This window comes from Comamonas testosteroni, from assembly GCF_000761245.1.
In the GTDB taxonomy this organism is placed as follows: Bacteria; Pseudomonadota; Gammaproteobacteria; order Burkholderiales; family Burkholderiaceae_C; genus Comamonas; species Comamonas testosteroni_C.
Map to the genome: position 1 here is coordinate 223,762 of NZ_AWOR01000046.1, position 16,377 is coordinate 240,138.

The window sequence follows — 16,377 nt, forward strand, 5'->3', positions numbered from 1 at the left end:
GCAGGCTGCTACTGATATCAAAGCGATGTATGGCGCTTAGAACGTGAACTCGGCCGTCAGATCGACGCGCCGCCCCTCGCCGGGATAGGCTTGGGAAGCCCGGGCATTGGAGACTGCCGAGTAGGTGTAGAGCTTGTCGTTGAGGTTGCGCAGCGTCAGGCGATAAGTGCTGTGCGGCTGGGGGCGCCAGCTCAGTGCTGCATCCCAGACGGTGTAGCCGCCGCTGCGCGCGGTGTTGGCGTTGTCCGCAAAGCGGCTGCCCACGGCACGTGCGCCCAGCGATGCCTGCCAGAGGCCTAGGCTGCTGTGGGTAGTGTAGTGGGCCCACAGATTGGCGGTGTTGCGCGCCACGTTGGTGGGACGCTTGCCGGAGCGATCCACGCCGCCGGCTTCGATCAGCTTGTCGTATTGGGCATCGACAAAGGCGTAGTTGCCTTCCACGCGCCACTGGGGCGACAGGCGCATGACCGCGCTCAGCTCCAGCCCCTGCGAGCTTTGCTTGCCGCCTTGCACGGACAGCAGTGCGTTGTTCGGGTCGCGCGTGATGATGTCTTTCTTCTCGATGCGATAGGCGGCGGCCGTCCATTCGCCCTGGCCCTGGGCGAACTGCTGCTTCAGGCCCAGCTCAATCTGGCGTGCCGTGGTCAGCTTGAAGGGGCTGTTGCCCAGGTTCAGGGTCAGCACATTGGTGACTGGGTCATGGCCCTGGGATAGCTGGCCGTAGAGGCTGGTCTGGGCACTGAGCTTGTGCGTCAGACCCAGGCGCCAAGCCGTGCCGTTCAGACGTTTGTCGAAGGAGGCGCTGCCCACCAGATCATTGCGCTCAAAGTCCGTGAGGGCGCGGCGTATGCCGGCCAGCAGCAGCCATTTGTCGCTCAGCGTCCAGGCATCCTCGGCATAGAAGTCATGCGTGGTGGCCTGAGTGCGGTAGTTGGGCAGCATGGGCGAGGTATTGGGCCAGTAGCCCAGCGAGGGCTCGTTCACACCGATGGTCGTGCTGCCCGCATAGTCGTTGCGTGCAAAGTTGAACCGGGCGCGGCTTACCTCCCAGCCCGCTACTACTTTGTGTGCACCGGCCTGGATGGTAGTTTCCAGCCGATTGCCGGTTTGGGCCAGATCGTGGGCCAGCTCCAGATAGTCACCCAGCGTGACTTGCTGCTTGCTGGGGTTGTAGCTATAGGCTTCGATGTTGCGCCAGTAGCGATCTGCCTTGAAATGGTAGAGCTCGTTGCTCACGCTCAGCCAGTCGTTGACCTGGTACTGGGCACGGGCGCGCACGCGCTTGTCCTTGATGCGGATATCGCTGTCGGCGGTGTTGAAGTTGCGCCCCAGCAGCTCGGGCACGATGGCGCCGTTCACGGTGGGCGTGCCGAAGTAGCGTGCAGGTTTTTCGTCGCTGACATCGGCCAGCAGCTCCATGCGCAGGGCCGCCGTGGGCTGCCAGCGCAGCGTGCTCATCAGCTTGCCGCCGCTGGCGCGGCTCATGTCGTGCTCGCCATTTGTGTGGTGGCCATAGGCATCCAGACGGTAGCTCAGCGTGTCGCTCAGCGCGCCGCCAACGCCCAGACCGAGCTTGGCCGTACCGTGCGAGCCGGCCCCGACCAGTACTTCGCGCACCGTCTCCTTGCTGGGCTGCTTGCGCACCACATTGGCTGTGGCGCCCACGGTGCCCGTGCCATAAACGATGGAGGCCGGGCCGCGCAGCACTTCCACGCGCTCATAGCCCCAGCTGTTGGCGGGGTAGGGGGTGGTGCTGGACGCCACGCCCAGGCGTACGCCGTCTTCGGCAATGCCAACAGAATTGGTGCCGGTGAAGCCGCGCGAACTAAAGGACAGGCTGCTGTAGCTGGTGGGGGACAAAGGCGTCATGCCCACCGTGCGCCCGATGATCTCAGCCATACGGCTGTCACCGCGCTCCTGCCAGGTCTGCTCGTCCACATAGTCGAGGCTGGCGGGCAGGTCGCGGGTGGCGATGCCGGTCCGGCTGCCCGATGTTGTTGGCCGCGACAGACCCAGTCCGCCAGGGGCGGTGTCCGTGACCTGTACGGTGGGCAGTTGCGCTGCGGAGGAGAAAGTGGAGGGGCTTGAGCTGTTGGCGGAAGGTTCTGCGGCCAAGGTCAAGGCAGGTGCCAGGCCGATCAGGGCAGCAGGCAGGGCGAAAGATTTCATGTCGTCAGCGAGAACTGACCAGCCTGCATGCGTGTGACGAGACCATGACTGGCGTCCAAAGTGCGCCTGGGTGTGCGCGCCTGTCGCCGATCAGCTGCCGTCACGCTGCTCCCCGCAGACGGTCGTTGCAAATGCCGACTGCCGGAGTTGCACCCGGACGGTCAGCGCTTAACAGGCCGGTATCCGGGCTGGCAGATTGCGCGAGGCATGCCACTTCGTCTTCCCAGCGCTGCCGCGCACCTCTTGAAGAGGCCACGTAGAACGCCAGTGACTGGCTTTTGCAGGTGCAAAAGCCGTGAAGTGGATTGATCTGCTTACCGTTGCGGGGGCAGCCAAGGCTTTGAACCTTGTTCCCGTTTAACCCGATGAAACATTGGGCACCTGCTACGTTGAACAAGCTTGGCAGACCGCAGTCTGAAAGATCGTTCGCGAAAAATTATATAGCAGCGGCCATCGGCAGTGACTACGAGGCGGGATCCATGGCGCCAAGGAAAGGCACAGGGCCAGCAGCGGCATTGCGGCAGGCATGTCAATTGCCGTCAAACATCGGGCGCAGTAGAAAAACAGCCATGGCTGTTTTTTGAGTGAATTTAGTCAAAACTGAGCTGATATTTGTGCATAAAAATAGAGGCTGAGATAGCCCCCGATTTTGAGGACACCATGAGCATCTGGTCCATCGACGCACAGACCGTCACCCACAGCATTCAGCTCGCTGTTGCGCCGGTTTTTTTTCTGACTGCCGTGGCCGGCATGATTGGCTCCGTAGCGGGGCGGCTGGCCCGCATCATTGATCGCGCCCGCAAGCTGGAGGAAAGCCTGCGCACCCTGGACGATCACGATCTGATCGCCCGCTACCTCAAGGAGCTGCATTTTCTGCGCGAGCGCGGGCGGCTGGCCAACGTCTCCATCGCGCTGCTGACGCTGTGCGGCATGTGCATAGGGCTGACCATCGTGCTGCTGTTCGTGGGCCAGGCCTACGGCGTCAGCGGCCACGGCTATGCCGTTTTCAGCTTCCTGCTGGGGGTGCTGGCCTTTGTGCTGGCGCTGTGCTGCTTTCTCTGGGAGACCATCATGGCGACACGCATTCTGGACTTTCATATGCTCACCCAGGCCAGGGCGGCCGTGCGCCATGTGGAGTCCGAGCATCGCCCCTGATTGCGCCGCGAGACATGTTTTTCCTGCCTCTGATCCTGGTGCCCATCGTCTTCCTGATGGCACTCGTTCGCCTCTACCAGATTCCCGTGCAGCTGCGTTCGGGCCGGTTGCGGCTGGTCGAGCGCGGCAGGCCGGTCTTGCGTCTGGCCACGGTATTGGCCTATGCGTGTCTGCTGGTAGGCAGTGCGGCACTGCTGGCAGCCCTGGTTTATGCGAGCTTGTTTTCGGCCCAGCGATGGTCGAGTTATCTGCATCTGGCGCCTTATCTGGCGCTTTATCCCTTTTTGTACCTGGCGGCCGCCTGGGTGTTCTATTACGGCCTGAAAAAATCAGCAGCAGACTGAGCTAGTCCTGCATGGGCTCCAGCCAGGCAGCTGCGGCATGGATGATGCAGTCGGTCAGTCGCTGCAGGCTGGCCTGGGCATTGCGGGTATGGGCCCAGTACATGGGGATGTGGAGCTCTCTGCCTGGGAGCAGTTCCATCAAATCGCCACTGGCCAGCTGTGGGGTGATCAGCTGTGCCGGGTGCATGCCCCAGCCCATGCCCAGTTCCACGGCACGGGTGTAGCCCTGGTTGGAGGGCAGAAAGTGACGTGCATTATTGCGCCGTCCGTCCAGCCCCAGGCTGTGCAGCCATTGGTCCTGCAGGCTGTCCTTGCGGCCGTAGTACATCATTGGCGCCTTGGCCAGCATCTGGGCCAGCTCCCGGTCTGATTCGGCTTTGGCCAGGTGGCGCCGCACAAACTCCGGGCTGGCCACGGCGATATAGCGCATGCGGCCCAGCGGCCAGGTGTTGCAGCCTGCGATCGCAGAGTCCGTGGCCGTGACGGCGGCCATGACTTCGCCTTCCTTGATGCGTTTGGCAGTGTGGTCCTGGTCGTCAATGCTGATGTCCAGCAACTCGTTGCCATCCTGCGTGAAGGCGGCCATGGCATCCATGAACCAGGTCGACAGGGAGTCGGCATTGACTGCCAGCTTCAGCGTGGGCAAGGCGCTCTGTCCCTCGGGGACCAGCTCGGGGTTCTTGCGGCGCAAATCGTTTTCCAGCAGCGCCACCTGCTCCACATGCAGGCACAGGCGTCGGCCAGCCTCCGTGCCGGTGCAAGGCGTGCCGCGTAGCACCAGCACCTGCCCCACGCGTTCCTCGAGAAGCTTGATGCGCTGGGAGATGGCGGAGGGGGTGACGTGCAGCTTGCGCGCCGCACGCTCGAAGCTTCCCTCGCGCAATACGGCGGCAAGCGCTTCCAGTCCTGCGTAGTCAAACATTAGAAACTCTTCATTAGATTGAGTAAATGTAATTTTACTTAATCGCTGCGCAGAGCAAGAATCCGGGCCGGTTTGGAGGAGTCAGCGGCTCATGGACATGACAACTAATTTTTATTCCGCCTGGATTGCAGGCTTTACGGTGTGCGCTTCGCTCATCGTTTCCATAGGTGCCCAGAACCTGTATGTGCTGCGCCAGGCAGTGCAGGGCGAACATGTGAAGGCCTGCGTGGCTCTATGTGTGCTAAGCGACGGGCTGCTGGTTGCGCTGGGGGTGGCCGGCATGGCGCAGATGCTGGCCAGCTATCCGGCATTGGCCCAGTATCTGACGCTGGGCGGAGCCGCATTCTTGCTGGCTTATGGCCTTTTCGCCTTGCGGCGCATGTGGCTGGCCCCGGATGCAGCCATGGAGGCCGGCGAGCGCAGGGCGGCACCACGCGGAATGATGAGCGTGCTGGCTGCGCTGGCAGCCATCACTTTGCTCAATCCTCATGTGTACCTGGATACGGTGTTGCTGATGGGCTCGATTGGCGCCCAGCAGGAGGGTGCCGGCCGCTGGTCCTACGTAATGGGAGCGGTTTCGGCCAGCTGCCTCTGGTTTGTGCTGCTGGCGATGGCGGGGCACCGTCTCAAGCACTTGTTTGCCAACCCCGGTGCCTGGCGCGTCATGGACGGCATCACCGGTGTGATGATGCTGTGTCTGGCTTGGTGGGTGGCGAGCAGCGCTTTGGGAATGGAAATTTGAGTCTCAAGTTGCGTCAGCGCCGCTCATTGCACACTCCCGCATTGAGTTTCAAGCCTCTGCGGCTTGTTCCCACAGGCCTACGGCTTCGATGAGGTTCCAGCTATTGCATTCAATGCGGTAGTGGCCTGTGGCTCCGGTCTTCTGGCTCTGGCCCTCGATCACCACAATATGCTTGCCGTGACGCTGGGCTTCGGAGAGCGGGCGGATCTTGTCGTAGTTGTGCCTCTCGGCAATGTCGCCACGAAAGGCAATCGTCACTTGCTCGCGCCGGGGGAAGTAGTCCTTGGCATATTTGTCCAGGGTGCGATCGGCAACCAGCGTGGCCATATCGGGCGAGGTAGCGGAAGAAGCGTTCATCGTGTCTCCTCAAGAGTGGACTCTTGTTTGTGCAGAATCTGAGCCGGTTTATGACGTAATTGTTGCATTTTGTTTCCGGTGGCGCCAGTGCCAGTCTCCATGGCCGATGGCTGCCATCGTGCTGGATCAGCTCCAGCCGAACAGCCGGGCTGCCTTATGGCACAGACAGCGGCAGTTGCAGACCTGTCTTGATGCGCTCCAGCGCGATCGAGGTGGTGTAGCGGCGAATGTTCTCGTCACCTTCGAACAGGCGTCTGCAGATGGCCTGGTAATCATCCATGTCGGTTGCCGTGACGACCAGGATGTAGTCGGTTTCGCCCGTCACATAGAGGCACTGCTGCACAGCCGCTTCGTCGGCGATCCGTGCTCTGAAGCCGCGCGACAGATCCGGCCTGTCGTTGACCAGTTGCACGGTGATGACCGCAGTCAGCGTGCGGCCCACTTTGACGGGCTCCAGCACGGCCACATTGGCGGCAATCACCCCGGTTTCCTGCAATCGTTTGATGCGCCGCTGCACGGCCGGGGCCGAGAGGTTGATGTGCTCCGCAATCAGACGCTGCGGCATGAGGTTGTCACGCTGGAGCAGGGCAAGAATCGCGTGGTCAAAGGAGTCCAGGTCGGCAGCAGGCATGGTTTGGAATGTGTTGAGAGCGAAACTTGCAGATTCAGGACTGAAAACGAGCAAATTTCGCGGATGACATGCAATATCGTACCCACCTATGTCAAAAAACAGCTGGAATCATTGGTGGCCCGTGTTGGCCGTATTGGGCTCGGTCACTGCACTCGGGCTGGGGACTTCGCTGGCCAAGCAGTTGTTTCCCTTGATTGGTGCCCAGGGTACATCGGCACTGCGAGTGGGCTTTGCCGCGTTGATTCTGGTGTGCGTCTGGCGGCCCTGGCGCTGGTCGCTCAACCGTCAGCAGGCGCTCGCTCTGCTGGTTTTCGGCATGGCACTGGGCGGCATGAATCTGATGTTCTACATGGCGCTGCGCGATATTCCGTTTGGCCTGGCCGTGGCCATCGAGTTTTCAGGACCGCTGGCCGTGGCCATCTACTATTCACGCCGGGCGCTGGACTTTATCTGGCTGGCGCTGGCGGTTGTCGGCCTGGCCTTGATTCTTCCTCTGGGCGGCAGTGCTTCGGGCCTTAACCTGTCACCGGTGGGTATTGCCTGCGCGCTCGGAGCCGCCATCTGCTGGGCCTCCTACATCGTGCTGGGGCGCAGGCTGGGCCATATCCCCAGCGGCCAGGCCGTCTCTCTGGGCTTGCTGTGCGCGGCGTTGGTGGTGGTGCCGTTTGGTGTGGCCGAGGCTGGAGTCAAGTTGCTGACGCCGTCGATTCTGCTGTTCGGGCTGATGGTGGCGGCCATCTCCAGTGCCTTGCCTTACTCACTGGAAATGCTGGCTCTGCGCCGTCTGCCGCCTGCTACCTTCGGCATCGCGCTGGCGACCGAGCCGGCCATTGCGGCACTGATGGGCATGCTGCTGCTCAGCGAGAACCTGACGGCCACGCAGTGGACCGCCATTGCCTGCATCATGGCTGCGGCCATGGGTAGTGCCGTGACGCGCCCAGGTACCAAATCGCCTGCGGTGGATGCTTCGGCAGCCACTTCCGGATGAATACCCATGCTATGAAAAGAGATGCTGCGAGCGCTTGCTCATCAATGCTTTGCTGAAATATTTCTAGTGAATAACCCTTGGAATTTAAGCAGCAAGCTCTGTTTTCTGTAGCTGCAATAGTTCGAAACGCTGTTTGTGCAGCGTTTTTTTTGTCACCCAGATTGCCTGTTAAGCGATGCTCCGATCAGTTTTGCGAGTCGTTGAAATCTTGAATGATGGCAGATAGATAGGGGGCTTTATTGCTTCCATGAGGACAGACTTCTATGCTCATTTCGAGTCATATTTTTTGACCGATTTTTGCGCTATCCGGTTTGCGGTTTTGGCTGTCGTGGCTACTGCGTATTTGTAGGAATCTCGGTCTATTCAAATTAGGAGCGAGGTGCTACAACGGACGCACACGGTAACGAATGCCTTGCAACTTTGCGGCACTGATTCGAGCCCTGGTGCCGCCACGGGAGGTCATATGGATGTCATCAGCAATTCCGCAGCACGCTACGTTCGTCTGCGTGAAGAAGAAATGTCGCTGGACGAGTACCTTAGCCTTTGCCAGCGTGATCCAATGGCCTACGCCGGAGCCTCGCAGCGCATGCTGTCCGTCATCGGTGAACCCGAAATGGTGGATACCCGCAACGATCCTGTGCTGTCGCGTCTGTTTGCCAACAAGGTCATCCGCCGCTACCCCGCGTTTTCTGAGTTCTACGGCATGGAAGATGCCATCGAGCAGGTGGTGAGCTTCTTTCGCCATGCGGCCCAGGGTCTGGAGGAACGCAAACAGATTCTCTATCTGCTGGGACCTGTTGGCGGCGGTAAAAGCTCGATTGCAGAGCGTCTCAAATACCTGATGCAAAAGGCCCCGTTCTACGCGCTCAAGGGATCGCCGGTGAACGAGTCGCCACTGGGTTTGTTCGACCCCGTGGAAGACGGTCCGGTGCTGGAAGATGAGTTCGGCATTCCGCGTCGCAGTCTGCAGCATGTACTCTCGCCCTGGGCCGTCAAGCGGCTGGAGGAGTTCGGCGGAGACATTCGCCAGTTCCGAGTGGTCAAACGCTACCCCAGCATTCTCAAGCAGATAGGCATTGCCAAGACCGAGCCCGGCGATGAGAACAACCAGGATATTTCCAGCCTGGTGGGCAAGGTGGACATCCGCAAGCTGGAAAACTTTTCGCAAGACGACACCGACGCCTACAGCTACTCCGGTGGCCTGTGCCTGGCCAATCAGGGGCTGCTGGAGTTCGTGGAAATGTTCAAGGCTCCGATCAAGGTACTGCACCCCTTGCTGACGGCTACGCAGGAAGGCAATTACAAGGGCACGGAAGGCTTTGGCGCGATTCCGTTTGACGGCGTGGTGCTGGCACACAGCAATGAAAGCGAATGGAAGGCCTTCCGCAACAACCGCAACAACGAGGCGTTTCTCGATCGTATCTACATTGTCAAGGTGCCTTACTGCCTGCGCGTGAGCGAGGAAGTCCGCATCTACGAGAAGCTCATCCGGGAGTCTTCGCTGGCCAATGCCATCTGCGCGCCTGGCACGCTCAAGATGATGGCGCAGTTCTCCGTGCTCACGCGCCTCAAGGAGCCAGAGAACTCCAGCATCTTCAGCAAGATGCAGGTCTATGACGGCGAAAGCCTCAAGGACACTGATCCGCGCGCCAAGAGCTATCAGGAATACCGTGACTACGCGGGCGTGGACGAGGGCATGGAGGGCATCTCCACCCGCTTTGCCTTCAAGATACTGGCCAAGGTCTTCAATTACGACAGCACCGAAGTGGCGGCCAATCCCGTGCACCTGATGTATGTGCTGGAGCGGCAGATCGAGCGCGAGCAATTTCCGGCCGAGCTGGAGACCAAGTACATCGGTTTCATCAAGGAATATCTGTCCCAGCGCTATGCCGAGTTCATCGGCAAGGAAATCCAGACTGCCTATCTGGAGAGCTATAGCGAGTACGGCCAGAACATCTTTGACCGCTACGTCACCTACGCCGATTACTGGATTCAGGACAGTGAATACCGCGACACCGATACCGGCGAGGTGTTCGATCGCAATGCGCTCAATGCCGAGCTGGAGAAGGTTGAAAAGCCGGCCGGCATTGCGAACCCCAAGGACTTCCGCAACGAGATCGTCAACTTTGTGCTGCGGGCCAGGGCTAACAATCAGGGCAAGAACCCCAGCTGGACCAGTTACGAGAAGCTGCGCGTGGTGATCGAGAAGAAGATGTTCTCCAACACCGAGGAGTTGCTGCCGGTCATCAGCTTCAATGCCAAGGCCAGCGCCGAAGATGCGCGCAAGCATGAGGACTTCGTCACTCGCATGGAAGCCAAGGGCTATACGCCCAAGCAGGTGCGTCTGCTTTGCGAGTGGTATCTGCGCGTGCGCAAGAGCAGCTGACAGTGGTGTCGATGGCCCGGCGTGGCCATCGGCAGGACGGTTGAGAACAGCCCCTGGAGATGGGAGCACAGATGGCACTGCATATCATCGACCGCAGGCTCGCAGGCAAGAATAAATCGGTGGGCAACCGCGAGCGGTTTGTGCGGCGTTTCAAAGAGCAGATCGCGGAGGCGGTGCGCAAAGCCGTGTCTGCGCGCGACATCCGCCACATCGATCAGGCGGAAAGCATCACCATTCCGAAAAAAGACATTCAGGAGCCGGTCTTCAGGCATGGTCAGGGTGGTGTCCGCGATATGGTGCTGCCCGGCAATCGCGAGCATGTGCGCGGTGATCGCATTGCCCGGCCGCCTGGTGGGGGAGGCGGCTCGGGATCGCAGGCCAGCGATAGCGGTGAGGGGCAGGATGACTTCACTTTCACCTTGACCAAGGAAGAGTTCATGGAGCTTTTCTTTGAAGATCTGGCCCTGCCGCGCCTGCTGCGCAATCACATCGGCAACACCTTGCAATACAAGACAAGGCGCGCCGGCTACAGCCATGACGGCACGCCCAGCAATCTGGCGCTGGTGCGCACCATGCGCGGCGCCCTGGGGCGGCGCATTGCGCTGACCAAAGCTCCGCACCGTGAGCTCAAGGTACTGGAAGAACAGCTTGAAACTCTGCTGGCGCAGGATGACGGCACCAGTGAGTCAGTAGCCGAGTTGCAACGCCGTATCGATACCTTGCGTGAGCGTATCGGCGCAGTGCCTTTCCTGGAGCAACTGGATCTGCGCTTTCGCAATCGCAGCAAGGTGCCCGTGCCCAGCAGCCAGGCCGTGATGTTCTGCGTGATGGACGTGTCCGGCTCCATGGATCAGGAGCGCAAGGAGCTGGCCAAGCGCTTCTTCATCCTGCTGTATCTGTTTCTCACAAGGCATTACGACAAGATCGAGATTGTTTTCATCCGCCACCACACCCAGGCGGCGGAAGTCACCGAAGACGAGTTCTTTCACTCCACGGAAAGCGGCGGCACGGTAGTCAGCAGCGCGCTGGTCCTGCTCGAACAGATCATCAGGGCCCGCTACCCGATCAACGACTGGAATATCTATGTCGCCCAGGCCAGCGATGGCGACAACTTCAGCGACGACGGCGGCAAATGCCACAGCCTTCTGGCCGAAAGAATATTGCCGCTGGTGCGCTACTACGCTTACCTGCAAGTGGTGCTCGAGGAGCAGAGTCTCTGGGAAGAGTACAGCCGCCTGCTGCCGCTGTTCCCCCATTTCGCCATGCGCAAGGTATCGGCAGCCAACGAGATCTACCCGGTGTTCCGCGATCTCTTCAAGAAGGATGGGGTATCGATATGAACCTCAATCTCTATCCCGTGCTGGATCTCAGCGCCAGCAGAAAGGCCGGAAATTCGCATGCCCAGGGGGAGCCGCGCTTTCGCGATGTGCCGCAGGCACCTTTGATGGCGTCCCAGCGACCTGCATCTCCCTTGCCCGACCCCAGCGACTGGACTTTCGAGCTGATCGAACAGTATCACGCGGCGATTGCGGCCACGGCTGAGCGCTACGGCCTCGATACCTATCCGAATCAGCTGGAGATCATCACTGCCGAACAGATGATGGATGCCTATTCCAGCGTGGGCATGCCGGTCAACTACCGGCACTGGAGCTATGGCAAGGAGTTTCTGGCCACGGAGCGCCGCTACCGACGAGGTCATATGGGACTGGCCTATGAGATCGTCATCAATGCCAACCCTTGCATCAGCTATCTGATGGAGGAGAACAGCACGGCTATGCAGGCCCTGGTGATTGCTCACGCGGCCTATGGGCACAACAGCTTTTTCAAGAACAACTATCTGTTTCGCATGTGGTCTGACGCGGGCAGCATCATCGACTATCTCGTCTATGCGCGCGACTATGTGGCGCAATGCGAGGAACGCTATGGCTTCGACACTGTGGAGCAGTTGCTGGACTCCTGCCATGCGCTGTCGAACTTTGGTGTGGACCGCTATTGCCGTCCCTCGCATAAAAGCCTGTCGCGCGAGCGCGCCGAGAGAGAGGCGCGTGAAGCCTATGTACAGCAACAGGTCAATGTGCTGTGGCGCACCCTTCCAGCACGAAGGGACAAGGACAAGGACAGCACGACGCACGGCAGCGAGCGCTTTCCCCGAGAGCCCGAAGAGAACATCCTCTATTTCATCGAGAAGAACGCTCCCTTGCTCGAACCCTGGCAACGAGAGATCGTGCGCATCGTGCGCAAGATCGCGCAGTATTTCTATCCGCAGCGCCAGACTCAGGTGATGAATGAGGGCTGGGCCACCTTCTGGCATTACACATTGCTCAACACTCTGTATGACGAGGGCTGGCTGACCGATGGCGTGATGCTGGAGTGGCTGTCATCGCATACCAATGTGATCTACCAGCCTCCCGCTGGCCACCGGGCCTTCAGCGGCATCAATCCTTATGCGCTGGGCTTTGCCATGTACCGTGATATTCGGCGGATCTGCGAAAAGCCGACCGAGGAAGATCGCCGCTGGTTTCCCGACATGGCCGGTACGCCCTGGCTGCCGGCGTTGCACCACGCCATGCGCAATTACAAGGACGAGAGCTTTGTCGGCCAGTTTCTGAGCCCGCACCTGATGCGCGACATGCGTTTGTTCTCTTTGCACGATGACCCTGACGAACGTGATGTGCTGGTCAGTGCCATTCACGACGAAGATGGCTACCGCACGCTGCGCCAGTTGCTGTCTCAGCAATACGACCTGGGGACGCGCGAGCCCAATATTCAGGCCTGGAGCGTGAATCTGCGCGGCGACCGCAGTCTTACTCTGCGGCATACCCAGTACCAGGGTAGGCCGCTGGCAGAAGATGCGCAGGAGGTTCTCAAGCATGTGGCTCGCCTGTGGGGATTTGGCGTGCATCTGGAAAGCGTCAACGGCGATGGCGAGACACCGGTTTTGCTGCACTCGGTGCCTGCACCCTCGCATTGAGAAATCTCAAGTGAGAATTGCTTTAAACCATTGCCTGTAAAGCGCTATAAGCTATTAAATAAAAAGAAAAAGCGCTGCAAAAGCAGCGCTTTTTTCTGGGTCAGGTCGTCAAGTGTGGTCGGCGGCCGGTTCTGTCCGGCCCGGGACCACAGCAGGAGCCTGTGCCCATCTCACCTTTCGCAGCGCGGCCGTCACCTCCTGTCGAGGAGGGGAGCGCCTACGCTTATAAGGCCTTTGCGAATCAGAACGCAGGAACCACGGCGCCCTTGTACTTTTCCTGGATGAACTTCTTGGTGTCTGCAGAGTGCAGAGCGCTCATCAGCTTGGCAATGTCGGCGCCGTTGGCGCGATCCTTGCGGGCCACCACGATATTGGTGTAGGGCGAATCGGCACCTTCGATGAACAGGGCATCCTTGGTGGGGTTGAGCTTGGCTTCGATTGCGTAGTTGGTGTTGATCAGGGCCAGGTCGACATCAGCCAGGGCGCGGGGCAGCAAAGGCGCTTCCAGTTCCTTGAACTTCAGCTTCTTGGGGTTCTTGACGACGTCCAGAGCAGTAGGGGTCAGGCTCTTGGGATCCTTGAGCTCGATCAGGCCATGCTTGGCCAGCAGAATCAGTGCACGGCCGCCGTTGGAGGGGTCGTTGGGAATGGCCACGGTAGCGCCATTCTTCAGATCCTTGATGTTCTTGATCTTGCTGGAGTAGCCACCGAAGGGCTCGACATGAACCTTGCCGTTGGGTACAGCCACCAGCGAGGTCTTGCGGTCCTTGTTGTAGCTGTCCAGATAGGGCTGATGCTGGAAGAAGTTGGCATCCAGCTGCTTGTCTTCCACGGCGGCGTTGGGCTGCACGTAGTCGCTGAACTCCTTGATTTCCAGATCAATGCCCTGAGCCTTCAGTGCGGGCTTGATGTGATTGAGGATTTCGGCGTGAGGAACGGCCGTGGCGCCTACCTTGAGCACGTCAGCAGCCTGGGCCGACAGCGCCAGAGTGGCAATAGCGATAGCAGAGAGAGCTTTCTTCAACATTGGTTCTGACCTTCTTCAGCAAGTTGCAATAAATTCCGGGCCTCATCTGGACCGCAGCGAACTAAGGTGCATAGTCTAGTGCCGTGTACAGACGTCTGCAGGACATTTTTCTTATTTGGTTATAAGAGCGTCGTTTTTTATACAAAATCTGATTCCGATTGAATGCCATGAATCCCGAAATGCTGGAGCGCCTGGTCCGCGTGCCTATGCCTTATGGCAAGTACAAGGGCCGTTTGATTGCCGATCTGCCAGGCAACTACCTCAACTGGTTTGCCCGCGAGGGCTTTCCCAAAGGCGAGATCGGTCAGTTGCTGGCCTTGATGCAGGAGCTCGACCACAACGGACTCAGCGGTTTGCTGGAGCCCATTCGCAAGGCTGCAGGGCTGCCGCCAAGAGCACAGGAATAGCCAAGAGAGAGGGCTGGCTTCAGTCGGCCAGATGAATATGCGGCATGTGGGCCTGCAAAAGCCCTGGCAGTTTGCCTTTGGTCGGACTCAGGTGGCTGGCCTTTGGGCTTGGCTGACGGCGGCCTGGCCGCGAGTCTCCAAAATGCCCGGCTTCGGCCCCGAAGGCGTTGTCAATCCTCGGCTCTGGACATATACAGATGCAGCTGCTCGCAGGGGGACGCTCTCAAGCCTCGGAGTCTTGCGGGAGGTCCGAATGCTGAACAATGCGTCCCTTGCCCGCATGTTTGGCTGAGTACATGGCCTCGTCCGCGCTCTGCATCAGGTTGGCCGAGGAGCTACCTGTGGTGCTGATGGAGATACCGATGCTGCTGCCCACTTGCACCATCACTCCACCATTCAGCGCAATGGGCTGGCGCACGGCTTCCATGCAGCGCTTCATGACAGACATGGCCTCATCGGAAGTGCGCAAGCCGGATAGCAGCACCACAAACTCATCGCCGCCCAGGCGGGCAACGCAGTCGCCGGCACGAGCATGAGCCGTCAGTCGGGCAGCTACCACACGTAAAACCTCGTCGCCTGCGTCGTGACCCTGGGTGTCGTTGACCTGTTTGAAACCATCCAGGTCCATGAAGCACACGGCAAGCATCTGGCCGTCAGCCAGCTCCTGGTTCAGCGTTTCTTCAAGTGCTCGTCGGTTCGCCAGACCCGTCAGAGCGTCATGGTTGGCAAGGTGATTGGCGGCTTGTTCGCCTCGCTTGAGGGCGTCGATGTCCACCAGAATCCATAGCGACTCTTCGGCATTCAGCAGTGTTCCGGATGCATCCACCCACAAAAGCTTGCCCTCGGCATTCTGCACCTGGAACTGCGCGTGAAATTTGCCCCGAGCCAGCAAAGAGCCATAGGCTTTTTCGCCGATACGCCTGTAGGAGGCTTCGTCCGGGTAAAGCATGCGCGTGGATGCGCCCTGCAGTGCAGCTGTTGGCTGCTTGAGCAGACGGCGCATGGCGGGGTTGGTCCAGACGATCTTGCGCTCGCGCAGGCGAGCCATGCCGATCAGGTCATTGTTGATGACCAGCTCCTGCTCTTTGCGGATGCGGCGTTCACGCTGCTGCAGCCGGTACAGTGCCACCGAACCCAAAGCAATCAGGGCAATGCACAAGCCGGCGAGACCCCATGCACGCCAAGCTGAGGCGCGCCACATGGCCATATAGGCCTCCGTACCCAGCCCGGTAAATACCGTCAGAGGATATCCAGGCAGCCGATGGTAGGCCGTGATGCGCTCCACGCCATCGATCAGGGTCGGTGTGATGTACCAGCCTTCCTCGCTGTTGCGGCTGATGGCCTGCTGATATTCAGACGAGACAGCGGCCTTGCCGATACCCGCGTCGGCATCCTGGCTTGCAGCCGGATAGCGCGCTACCAGCAGTGCCTGATCGGTGCGCAATGCCATGGCGCTGCTCGTGCCGAACGACTGGCGCTGGAATAGCTGGTGAAAATGCTCGGCCGCGACAATGGCATAGACGATGCCCTGGAACTGGCCGCCCTCGGCCTGAAGACGCCTTGCCAGCACGATGGACCATTTTCCGAAGGAGTGGCTGATCAAAGGCTCAGACACCACCATTCGGTCTGTTTCGCGGGCTTGAGCGAAATAGGCGCGTTCCGCCACTGAAAATGGCACATCAATTTCGCTGGGAGTGATGAGTACCTCGCCTGCACTGTTTGTGATGCGCAGGGCGGTGACAAAAGGAATCAGGGCACGCTGCTCCTGCAGCATTTCATACAGGGCAGAGTTGGCGGCGGGCAGACCGTCAGAGCTGCGTGCACGATAACGGCTGGCAATCGCCGACAAGGCGTTCTCGACCAGTCTTACCTCGGCAGCCAGTTCCAGGCTCAGGCTGCGTGCCTGGTGTCGGGTGACGGCCACTCCCAGCTCCATGTCCGCGCGGTAATTGGCATGCACGCCCAGCCAGGTGGCAAAGCACAGCAGGGCGGCCACCAGCAGGTTGCCGAGCACGATGCGACGCAAAAGCCGTTGAGGATGAAAGCCTGTCATCTTGATTCTTGAGTTCCCTGATTGGCAGCCCGGGCCGCAAGCGACGCGGTCACCGGCCCAGTAAAACATCGCCGATCTCGGCAGTGCAATAGTCATCGGAAAGTCTATCGGAGGCAGCGGCTCGCAACCGTGGGCCGCAGCCGCGCCCGATCATTGTTTGCCTTTTGCCACACCATCCGGTTGCCGCGATCTCTGGGCAAGCCCGGCCGAGGGCAGGGCTTGCGC

At 59.8% G+C, this 16,377-nt stretch carries 14 protein-coding genes and 1 riboswitch; of the genes, 8 read left to right on the top strand and 6 right to left on the bottom strand.

What is annotated here, in order from left to right; genetic code table 11:
- Positions 1-36 precede the first annotated feature (36 nt).
- Positions 37-2,169 (bottom strand): TonB-dependent receptor, encoded by a 2,133-nt coding sequence (locus tag P353_RS12360; RefSeq protein ID WP_034369611.1) that lies wholly within the window; start codon positions 2,167-2,169, stop codon positions 37-39.
- A 156-nt stretch (positions 2,170-2,325) separates the two neighbouring features.
- A riboswitch (cobalamin riboswitch) is annotated at positions 2,326-2,569 on the bottom strand.
- Between the two features lie 260 nt (positions 2,570-2,829).
- Between P353_RS12360 and P353_RS12365 the strand changes: the two genes are divergently transcribed.
- Both P353_RS12365 and P353_RS12370 read left to right on the top strand, forming a co-directional pair.
- Positions 2,830-3,324, top strand: a complete 495-nt coding sequence (locus tag P353_RS12365) for a DUF2721 domain-containing protein (RefSeq protein WP_034369613.1) — start codon at positions 2,830-2,832, stop codon at positions 3,322-3,324.
- A 14-nt stretch (positions 3,325-3,338) separates the two neighbouring features.
- Positions 3,339-3,668 (top strand): hypothetical protein, encoded by a 330-nt coding sequence (locus P353_RS12370; RefSeq protein ID WP_034369615.1) that lies wholly within the window; start codon positions 3,339-3,341, stop codon positions 3,666-3,668.
- Between the two features lies 1 nt (position 3,669).
- Here P353_RS12370 and P353_RS12375 read toward each other — a convergent pair whose 3' ends face one another.
- A complete protein-coding gene (locus P353_RS12375; RefSeq protein ID WP_034369617.1) occupies positions 3,670-4,590 on the bottom strand; it encodes an HTH-type transcriptional regulator ArgP in 921 nt (306 codons plus the stop codon).
- 91 nt (positions 4,591-4,681) lie between these two features.
- Here P353_RS12375 and P353_RS12380 point away from each other — a divergent pair, with 91 nt between their 5' ends.
- Positions 4,682-5,332 carry a LysE/ArgO family amino acid transporter gene (locus P353_RS12380; RefSeq protein WP_034369621.1) on the top strand — a complete coding sequence of 217 codons (651 nt, stop codon included), beginning with the start codon at positions 4,682-4,684 and terminating at the stop codon, positions 5,330-5,332.
- A gap of 48 nt (positions 5,333-5,380) precedes the next feature.
- Here P353_RS12380 and P353_RS12385 read toward each other — a convergent pair whose 3' ends face one another.
- Together P353_RS12385 and P353_RS12390 are read right to left on the bottom strand one after the other, a co-directional pair.
- On the bottom strand, positions 5,381-5,689 hold the full coding sequence (locus tag P353_RS12385) for a hypothetical protein (RefSeq protein WP_034369622.1): 309 nt from the start codon (positions 5,687-5,689) through the stop codon (positions 5,381-5,383).
- A 154-nt stretch (positions 5,690-5,843) separates the two neighbouring features.
- Positions 5,844-6,320: an Lrp/AsnC family transcriptional regulator gene (locus tag P353_RS12390; protein WP_034369624.1), complete on the bottom strand. Its 477-nt coding sequence runs from the start codon at positions 6,318-6,320 to the stop codon at positions 5,844-5,846.
- 88 nt (positions 6,321-6,408) lie between these two features.
- Between P353_RS12390 and P353_RS12395 the strand changes: the two genes are divergently transcribed.
- The 4 genes from P353_RS12395 to P353_RS12410 all read left to right on the top strand — a co-directional run bounded on the left by P353_RS12395 (position 6,409) and on the right by P353_RS12410 (position 12,665).
- Positions 6,409-7,308, top strand: coding sequence for an EamA family transporter (locus P353_RS12395; RefSeq protein ID WP_034369627.1), 900 nt, complete (start codon positions 6,409-6,411; stop codon positions 7,306-7,308).
- 463 nt (positions 7,309-7,771) lie between these two features.
- On the top strand, positions 7,772-9,694 hold the full coding sequence (locus P353_RS12400) for a PrkA family serine protein kinase (protein WP_003062956.1): 1,923 nt from the start codon (positions 7,772-7,774) through the stop codon (positions 9,692-9,694).
- A gap of 71 nt (positions 9,695-9,765) precedes the next feature.
- Positions 9,766-11,034: a YeaH/YhbH family protein gene (locus P353_RS12405; protein WP_034369989.1), complete on the top strand. Its 1,269-nt coding sequence runs from the start codon at positions 9,766-9,768 to the stop codon at positions 11,032-11,034.
- Positions 11,031-12,665, top strand: coding sequence for a SpoVR family protein (locus tag P353_RS12410; protein ID WP_034369629.1), 1,635 nt, complete (start codon positions 11,031-11,033; stop codon positions 12,663-12,665). Before P353_RS12405 ends, P353_RS12410 begins: the two co-directional genes overlap by 4 nt.
- A 241-nt stretch (positions 12,666-12,906) precedes the next feature.
- On the opposite strand, the gene P353_RS12415 is transcribed toward P353_RS12410, so the two are convergent.
- Entirely contained in the window at positions 12,907-13,692 is a 786-nt protein-coding gene (locus P353_RS12415; RefSeq protein WP_034369631.1) for a MetQ/NlpA family ABC transporter substrate-binding protein, read from the bottom strand.
- Positions 13,693-13,859: 167 nt separating this feature from the next.
- On the opposite strand from P353_RS12415, the gene P353_RS12420 reads away from it, so the two are divergent.
- Positions 13,860-14,099, top strand: coding sequence for a DUF3820 family protein (locus P353_RS12420; protein ID WP_012838051.1), 240 nt, complete (start codon positions 13,860-13,862; stop codon positions 14,097-14,099).
- A gap of 223 nt (positions 14,100-14,322) precedes the next feature.
- Here P353_RS12420 and P353_RS12425 read toward each other — a convergent pair whose 3' ends face one another.
- The gene (locus tag P353_RS12425; RefSeq protein ID WP_034369633.1) at positions 14,323-16,152 is read right to left on the bottom strand and encodes a sensor domain-containing diguanylate cyclase; all 1,830 of its coding nucleotides are present in this window, start codon (positions 16,150-16,152) and stop codon (positions 14,323-14,325) included.
- Positions 16,153-16,377 lie beyond the last annotated feature (225 nt).

Bases quoted from the DNA above. Each gene is read 5' to 3' on its own strand.
- P353_RS12380 (WP_034369621.1), top strand. From the start codon at position 4,682: ATGGACATGACAACTAATTTTTATTCCGCCTGGATTGCAGGCTTTACG.
- P353_RS12400 (WP_003062956.1), top strand. From the start codon at position 7,772: ATGGATGTCATCAGCAATTCCGCAGCACGCTACGTTCGTCTGCGTGAA.
- P353_RS12370 (WP_034369615.1), top strand. From the start codon at position 3,339: ATGTTTTTCCTGCCTCTGATCCTGGTGCCCATCGTCTTCCTGATGGCA.
- P353_RS12390 (WP_034369624.1), bottom strand. From the start codon at position 6,320: ATGCCTGCTGCCGACCTGGACTCCTTTGACCACGCGATTCTTGCCCTG.
- P353_RS12415 (WP_034369631.1), bottom strand. From the start codon at position 13,692: ATGTTGAAGAAAGCTCTCTCTGCTATCGCTATTGCCACTCTGGCGCTG.
- P353_RS12420 (WP_012838051.1), top strand. From the start codon at position 13,860: ATGAATCCCGAAATGCTGGAGCGCCTGGTCCGCGTGCCTATGCCTTAT.
- P353_RS12395 (WP_034369627.1), top strand. From the start codon at position 6,409: ATGTCAAAAAACAGCTGGAATCATTGGTGGCCCGTGTTGGCCGTATTG.
- P353_RS12425 (WP_034369633.1), bottom strand. From the start codon at position 16,152: ATGACAGGCTTTCATCCTCAACGGCTTTTGCGTCGCATCGTGCTCGGC.
- P353_RS12385 (WP_034369622.1), bottom strand. From the start codon at position 5,689: ATGAACGCTTCTTCCGCTACCTCGCCCGATATGGCCACGCTGGTTGCC.
- P353_RS12375 (WP_034369617.1), bottom strand. From the start codon at position 4,590: ATGTTTGACTACGCAGGACTGGAAGCGCTTGCCGCCGTATTGCGCGAG.
- P353_RS12365 (WP_034369613.1), top strand. From the start codon at position 2,830: ATGAGCATCTGGTCCATCGACGCACAGACCGTCACCCACAGCATTCAG.
- P353_RS12360 (WP_034369611.1), bottom strand. From the start codon at position 2,169: ATGAAATCTTTCGCCCTGCCTGCTGCCCTGATCGGCCTGGCACCTGCC.
- P353_RS12405 (WP_034369989.1), top strand. From the start codon at position 9,766: ATGGCACTGCATATCATCGACCGCAGGCTCGCAGGCAAGAATAAATCG.
- P353_RS12410 (WP_034369629.1), top strand. From the start codon at position 11,031: ATGAACCTCAATCTCTATCCCGTGCTGGATCTCAGCGCCAGCAGAAAG.